Source organism: Streptomyces sp. NPDC005648, from assembly GCF_040605395.1.
Lineage (GTDB): Bacteria > Actinomycetota > Actinomycetes > Streptomycetales > Streptomycetaceae > Streptomyces.
Genome location: NZ_JBEXCS010000177.1, coordinates 1 through 7,565, shown reverse-complemented (window position 1 = coordinate 7,565; position 7,565 = coordinate 1). Strand labels below are relative to the sequence as shown.

The 7,565-nt window shown below is 65.9% G+C and carries 2 protein-coding genes and 1 pseudogene; 1 reads left to right on the top strand and 2 read right to left on the bottom strand.

Annotation, left to right across the window (positions count from 1 at the left end):
• Positions 1 to 78: 78 nt before the first annotated feature.
• Both ABZT17_RS44475 and ABZT17_RS44470 read right to left on the bottom strand, forming a co-directional pair.
• Complete coding sequence (locus tag ABZT17_RS44475) at positions 79 to 2,334, bottom strand: SpvB/TcaC N-terminal domain-containing protein (protein ID WP_356357894.1); 2,256 nt, start codon at positions 2,332 to 2,334, stop codon at positions 79 to 81.
• Positions 2,335 to 2,401: 67 nt separating this feature from the next.
• Positions 2,402 to 5,974 (bottom strand): LamG-like jellyroll fold domain-containing protein, encoded by a 3,573-nt coding sequence (locus tag ABZT17_RS44470; RefSeq protein ID WP_356357893.1) that lies wholly within the window; start codon positions 5,972 to 5,974, stop codon positions 2,402 to 2,404.
• Positions 5,975 to 6,903: 929 nt separating this feature from the next.
• On the opposite strand from ABZT17_RS44470, the pseudogene ABZT17_RS44465 reads away from it, so the two are divergent.
• Positions 6,904 to 7,565: pseudogene (locus ABZT17_RS44465) on the top strand (peptidase S8); the annotation flags it as partial.

The window sequence follows — 7,565 nt, the reverse complement described above, 5'->3', positions numbered from 1 at the left end:
CAGGCGAGTACTTCGACGTCCCCAACGGGAACTCCTGTCCTATGGATCATCACGATCCAATGATCAGGGTGTCCACGCTCAAGGGGAAACGCCCGTGGTGACATTGTCGCTGTCATAGTGCCAGGCGGGTGTGCCGCTGTAGGTGTAGTCGGTCTCCTTGAGCGGGGCGGCTCCGGCGAAGTCCGACGATTCTGTGATCTGTTTGACGACGTACTTGTGGAACCAGTCCAGTTGTGGATCCGACGTGTACGGCGGCTGCCAGTAGGTGGGGAAGCAGAGAAGTTTGTCGGAGTCCGGGCTGGTGGGCATGGTGGTGCCCGCGACGCACTCCGGGTCGGAGTAGTTGACGGTGAGGATCGAGCCCGTCTCCGAAGTGATTGTGCGAACACGCCACTTGACCAGCGCGGCGACATCGTCGTGTGTGGTGTCGACACGGTTGAAGAGCTGTACGCCGGCAAAGGTGACCGGCGGCATTGCGGTGGTGGCGCCGTCCTTGCCGGTACGGGTGATGGACTTCAGCCACAGGCCGGCGGATGTGCCGTCGCCGGGGTCGGGGAAGGACTGGTCGAGCGCCCAACCATCGACGTCTCGATAGCCAGGGGTGGACAGGCTCGCGTCCCAGATGCTGGTGGTGACGCCGGTGAGGCGCTTGCGGGAGAAGAAGGTCGGCCCGGTCGCGCTGCACACCTTGCCGGAGGCGCAGATCTGGTCGAACGGCACGTCCGGCCAGTGTGCGGCGGTGCCGGAGGCGAGGGAGGAGCAGTCCTCGCTGCTGGTCACCAGACAGCGTTCGGCCGTGGTGAAGGAGACCTTCTCGGGGGCAGTGCCGAAGACGGTGGAGGAGGTGATGCCGTAGTCGATCCGGCTGAGGTAGCTGGCGCGGTCGTAGACGGTGCCGTTGTCGGTAGTCGTGCCGTTCTTGGCGTAGTAGTTGGTCTCCTTGGTGTACCAGTACGACATCGCGTTGCCGTGCGGGTCCACCACGTAGTCCAGGTTCCAGCGCCAGGCCTGGGTGAGTGCCCGGCCGGAGAAGGCGGTGCCCTGGTCGTATCCGGGCTCGCCCGAGTCGTCGCCGAACACAGGAACCGTGTCAACCGAGTTGGTGACGGGGTTGCCGGTGGCCCAGCCTGGCAGGCGGTTCTTGCCGAAGACGTACTGGGTTCCGTCCGCAGTGGTGACCGTCCAGTACTCGCCGTCGTTGTCGCCGTTCGTGGCACCGGTGGAATGGGTGACGCGCTCTCCATCGTCGGTCTTGGGGTGCCAGTCGCCGGTGGTCTTGTCCTTGATGAGCGGGCTGGACTTGCCGCCGAGCACCAAGGTGGCGTTGTCGTTCGCCCAGCACTCGTCGTTCTTGCCGGACTGACCGTCATCGTCGCAAGAGTCGTACGACCGCTCGATGTAACCGGTGTTCAGGTCGAAACCCTCGCCGATCCAGGACGGCTGGTTGTTGGTGGACGGCAGACGTCCGTCGACGCTCTGCGCGTCGTAGGTGATGGCCAGGTTGGGTGCCGGGCCACCGTTGGACGGCGGCACAGCCAGAGGGTACGACCAGGTGAAGTCACCGCTGGAACCACCCGCGCCCCATGAAGCAGACGGGTTGAGCGAGGATGCCTGGTAGGAACCGGCGCCGGACTTGGCGGCGGCGGTCGCGGCCAGAGCGGTCACGGCGGAGGCACTGAGGGTGGTGGTGGCCGTGAGGGTGTGGTGTGCGACGTCGTTCTGCGTGGCAATCGGGGTCTTGGCCTGGCACTTCTTCACGCTCGGAGTGGTGAGCGCGCAGGCGGGCAAACGCATCAAGGTCAGCCGGGAGGCGTAGTCACCGCCGTAGGCGTGGGCGAAGCCGGAGTAGTCCAGGGTCAGCCGGGTCTTGCCCGTTCCCTGTCTCCCGTCGGCGCGGGCGAGAGACAGCACGGTGCCGTTGACGCCCAGGGCGGCCGCGGTGCGGTGTGCAGCCACCTTGACCGCCACCTTGGCCGGAGTCGCACCGGTGGCCGGCGAGCTCACCTTCACCGGCAGGCCGCCCACCGAAGTTGCTTTGGCACGGGACTTCTTGGCCGTCACGGACATGGTGACGGCGGACGTCGTAGGCCAGTGGGTCGGCTGCGTGACCTGCCTGGCGGTGCGGGCGGCTGCCGCCTTGGCCGGGTCCTTTCTCATGGCCTTCTTGGCCTTGAAGGGCACGGCGGTGCCGTTCTTGACATCTGGAGCGTGCACCGTGTGGTGCCCGTGCGGCTGGGTTGCCCACACCGCCGGGGCGGTGCCCAGTCCCGTGGCCACCAGGGCGCTCGTGGTGACAGCGACGACCCACAGCCGTGTCCGCCGTAGCCCATCCATGACTGCTCTCCCGTTTCGTGTGAAAGTCTGCTGAGGGTCGGTCTCGTCCGCCAGTTGGCGGGACCTGCTACAGCGGGATGGGCACTTCGGTGTTGTACATCTCGTTGATGTCGGTGTCGGACATGACGCCCGTCCACGCCCGTACGTCGTCCACGAGGCTGTGGGCGTAGTCGCTGTACGCACCAGTGCTGATCCGCCCGCGGCCGATGTTGAAGGTGCCGGTGGCTTGCCAGGGCGCGTCGAAGACAACGCCGTCCCCTGTGCTGTCTTCGGTGTCGGTGTCGCCCTGAGCCCCTTGGCGGACTCCGTTGACGTAGAGGAACAGCTGGTGGTGGGCACCGTCGTATACGCCGGTCAAGAGCGTCCAGGTACCCGGGTCGACGAGTTGGGCCGATGCGATGTCGGCAGGGACCTTGACGACCGAGGCGCTGGTGCTGTCGGCGCTGGTGCGGCCGAAGACCCACATTCCCTGTTTGGAGCCGACTGCCTGGTCGTACCACAGGCCCCAGGAGTCGCGTACGCCGCCGGACTGGGTGGCGATCCTCATGTGATGGGCCACGCTCGTGTCGGACAGCGCATCCGTGTCGAGGTTGGCCCAGGCCGCCACGGTGAAGTCGCCCTGGGAGTCCACGATCGGACCGGTGGCCGTGGCATTCGCAGTCGAAGTTCCGTTCAGGGAAAGGACGTTGCCTTTGCCGCCATCGGTGTCGGTGGTCCAGGTTCCTCCGGAGGCGACGGTGACGGTGTGGCCGTACCCGGAGGAGTCCGCGGCCGCCGTGCCTGAGGTCTCCTCCATCCCCCAGTCCGCAGCGAGAGCCGGCTGCGCGTGGCCCGTGCTCGCGTTCGTCATCGCCTGGAGGTCGGCGATCTCCTCCTCGGACAAGATCCGGTTCCAGGCGGTCACCTCGTCCACCTGTCCCGAGAAGTAGTCGGTGAAGGTGGCGCCCGCCTGACCGCGGGCGATCTGCAACCCACCGGTGGCCTGCCAGGGAGTGGTGAAGGCGACCGGATCGCCTTGTGGCACGCCGTTCACAAAGAGCTGGATGGTCTGCTCCTGTGCGTCGTACACACCCATCAGATGGGTCCAGACGCCGACTGCCGGGGCCATGGTCGAGATGGAGCGGACGATGGTCGGCGAGGCGACATCCGAGGTGTACCTGTTGAAGATCCACGCCTGATAGGCGGTCGAGTAATACAGCGCGAACGCCGACCCGTTGATTCCCGACTGCGCGACGGCCACGGCATTGTGGGCGTTGCCGGTCAGCCGGACCCAGGCGGCCACCGTGAAGCTCTTCGTCGTGTCCAGCGCAGAGGAGTCCGTGGTGGCGTATGCGGCCGTGCCGTCGCCCTGAAGGGCCTTGCCGAGCCGGGCCTTGTCACTCCAGGCTGCTCCGCCCTTGAGGGTCGCGTTCTTGCCGTTCACGGAGTCAGCCGCAGTGGAGCCGGTGCCTTCGTCCATCGACCACTGATCGACCGGGCCGGCACCCGGCGCGACCTTGAAGGAGTAGGTGTAGCTGGCCGATCCGTTGCCCGCCGAGTCCCAGGTCTGGACGGTCAGGGTGTTCAGCCCGCGTACGTCGGGCGCCAGGGACAGCGTGTAACTGGTGGTGGCGCTCGTGAACGTCTTGGTCCGGACGGGGTTGTCGTTCAGCTGGTACGTGAACTTCACGACGTCCGAGGCTCCGTTGGCCTTGAGCGTGAACGAACCCGGCGCGCCCACGCCGCCGTAGGCCGTGCAGACGTCCGGAGCGTCGGGGCTCGCGCACTGCTGATAGTTCGTCGAGTCGACATCCGGCTGTACTGGACGCGATGTGTCGATCGTGAACCAGCATCCCGTGGACCAGTCCGAATACATGTCCCCGGTCTTCTCATCGAACGAATACTCGTACTGGGTACGCGCCCGGAACCAGTACGTCTGCCCGTTGGTGAGCGTCGGGGTCGTCCACGTTCCTGCCGTGCCCGACGTCGTCCACGCCGAGGGGCTACCCGAACCGACCTTGGGGTCGGTCGCGGCGGCGTCGTACTTGTACACCTCGAAGTTCGGCCGCAACGTCGACTGCGAACCATCGGCAGACTTCGGCGCCGCCGTCAGCGTCGGCGTCGCGTCCCGGATCACGACGGCCGTGGAACGAGAGGCGGCACACGCCAGGCTGGGATTCGACATCTTCACCCCGGTCGGCGTGCTCGGCTTGGAAACGAACGTCACCGAAAGGCTTGGCTTGTGGTCGGAGGGCGAGGCGAACTGCTTCCAGGCGATCGGGTCGCTCTCGTCAGCCGCCTGCAGGCCGAGGGTGGTGGTCGAGGAGGACTGGCCTGCGGTGTAGCTCACCGCGTCCTTGGCATTGAATTCGACGTTCCCGCCTGGGCAGGAGGACGAGTAACCCTTGGCTGTGGTGCGCGAGTCCACCTGAGCCTGCCACTTCGGCTGCTTCGACCAGGTGGTGGACGAAGCGATCGAGCCGGTCCGCCACAACTGGACTTCTTTGGCGGTGCAGTTGGCCGACCACAGTTCCAACGCCTGGAAGGTCGCCGAGAGGATCTTTTTGCCGCCGAGGGTGTGGGTGTCGAACTGGTAGAAGGAGCGTGCCTTCTTGTTGTCCACCCATGCGTCGTAGCCGACGCCCAGCGCATGCGAGGTCTTCCAGAACGACGTCGCGGGCGAACTCGTCCACACCGTCGTCCAGCCCGAGAGGGAAGCACTGGTCGTCTGAGGGTCCAACACCACGGGGTACGTGGTGCCGGGGTCGTCGAGGAAGGACCGTGCAGGCTTCAGAGTCAGTGCGTCGTCCGACACCGTCACGTCCATGGCGGTCGATCGGGCACCGGGAGTCGGCCCGTTCAGCGCGCTTTCGTCGGCGGCAGCGCTCATTCGCGCAGGACTGGTCACAGCGTACGACGCCGCCGATGCGTTAACCGATGCGGGGGCCGGGGCAGCCGACGAGTCGTACATCAGCGCCGTACCCGTTGTGAAGACCGGCCGCCCTTGGCTGTCGACGAAGGCGGCACCGCCGGAGTGCGTGTCGTGCGCGGAGACACCATCGACCGAGACGGGGAACCGAATGGTCGTCAGGTCCGTGTTCTGCGCTGCGTCGCGCGACTTGACCAACAGGTTTTCACTGAAACCGTCCGGCGTGGCCTGAACCACCAGGTCTGTCCCGGGCATGACATTCTGATATGTCGCTGTAGCACCCACCAGCGTAGGTGTGGGCAGCGTCCACGGAGAGCCGACGCTATAGGTTTTCCCGTCCTGGGTGATGCTCGCCAAGGGGTCGCTTGCGCCACCTCCCGAGAAGGCGATGTCCGCTGCGGCGGCCTTTGGTGCAACCTTGCCGGACGATGTCGTCTGCAGATCCGTGTCGACCGGCACCCAGCCGGACCCCTTCTCCGTGCGCACCGGCACCGGATCGAACTCCACCGAGAAGGTGCCGTCCGGCTGTGCCGTGACGAGCTGCGTGGGTGTCGTCTCTGCACTCACCTCGACGGGCGAGCCGGACACCGCCGCCTTCTGTGATGCGGCCGCCTCGGGTGACAGATCACCTGCGCTGCTCTCAACCGCTGTCGGCGAAGACTCCGCCGCGCTCGCACCGACCGCCTGCGCGCCCGCAGCGCCCAACAACTGCACAAGGAGCGCCGATGCCACGACAGCCCGGCGTAATCCCCCGCCCCGCCCCATGTCCCCCACCTTGCATTCACAAGATTCTTACCGTCCGAGTGATCGAAACTCACGGAATTGCGACTGTCAATCACTGACCGAGACCGCCAGTTCAACCAAAACGGTCCATAAGTTACGCAACTCAAGCAAAGAAAGAGCAAGTTTTCGTGATGAGTGCACCGTGAAATAGTAAAGAGCAAATATCACCTGCTTCCAGATCTGCCACTAAACGAAAAATAGGTAAAGGAAATCAAAATAATATCCCTGCTTTGGTTCATATCAACGACGATTGCAAGCATCGTCCGCTCAACCGACCGCCGGTAGCGCGGGACCTCGCCCTGTGAATCTGTGATCGCCGACAGGTGGCAGCGGAGACGGCCCCGACGGCGGCAAGCCCCCTCACCTGGATGCAGATCGGCTCGATGGCAGGCCTCGAACTGGCCCTCCCTCCCTCCTGCCTGCTGCGCGCCGCCAACCTCCAGGCTGGGCAGCGTGCAGGGTCTGGAGGTTGGCGGCCGGCATGCTCGCCGGACGATCACCGCCGTAGCCTTCACCGTCGCCCCGTTCCCAGCCCCCTCTCAGAGGTCGAGCAAGCCTCGAACACCCCCACGGCACCCGGCTATCGCATATTCCTGCCCCTGGCGAGTAAGCCTCAGCTCCCGCACTCAACGCGCGTCAACCTGTACGTTCCCTGTCCCCCGGGTCAAGTCGCCCCCATCCCGCGCCCATCCCCGCTCCATCGCCCCGCAATCCCCCCACCCCACTTCAGTAATGCGGAAGTCAGGATTCCGAAGCGCTCTTGTTTGTCACGTACTCAACAAGTCATCGTCGTTCGCGGGCCGCCGCCCCCACCGGCAACCTCACCGGTGGACCCCCCACTCGCAGGCCTCTGCAAACCTCACTCAGGAGGCTGTACGTTGCGTACGTCCACCCCCAACTCCCCCCACATATCCGGCAGATGGCGGAAGATCGGCTCGGCCGCCGCTGCCACCGCAGCCCTGGTGCTCGCCGGTCTCGGCACCGCCGTACACGCGAACGCCGCGACCGCCACGGACGCGGGCGCGCACAAGGTGAGCGCCGGGACGGTGGCCGCGCAGGTCGCCAAGGCCCATGTGCGGTACGAGAAGGCGGCCTGTGGCGCCACCCCGAAGAAGGGGTACGCCGCCTGTGACGCCCTGCGCGTCACCGGCGGAACCACGGCCTTCATGGAGAAGCAGGCCGCGCTGAAGGGCATCGCCCCGAAGACCGTCAAGCCGAACGCCTCCACCGACTCCCCGACCGGCTACGGCCCGACGGACATCCAGTCGGCGTACGGCCTGACCGACGCCGCCGCCTCCGACGGCTCCGGCGAGACGGTCGCGATCGTCGACGCGTACGACGACCCGAACGCGGAGGACGACCTCGCGACCTACCGCGACTACTACGGTCTGTCCTCCTGCACGACCGACAACGGCTGCTTCACCAAGGTCTCCCAGACCGGCTCCACGACCTCCCTCCCCTCCGCCGACAGCGGCTGGGCCGGTGAGATCTCGCTCGACCTCGACATGGTGCTGACGTTTCGACTACGGGGGTCTTACCC

Coding starts and splice junctions, on each gene's coding strand:
- ABZT17_RS44475 (WP_356357894.1), bottom strand. CDS start 2,334: ATGGATGGGCTACGGCGGACACGGCTGTGGGTCGTCGCTGTCACCACG.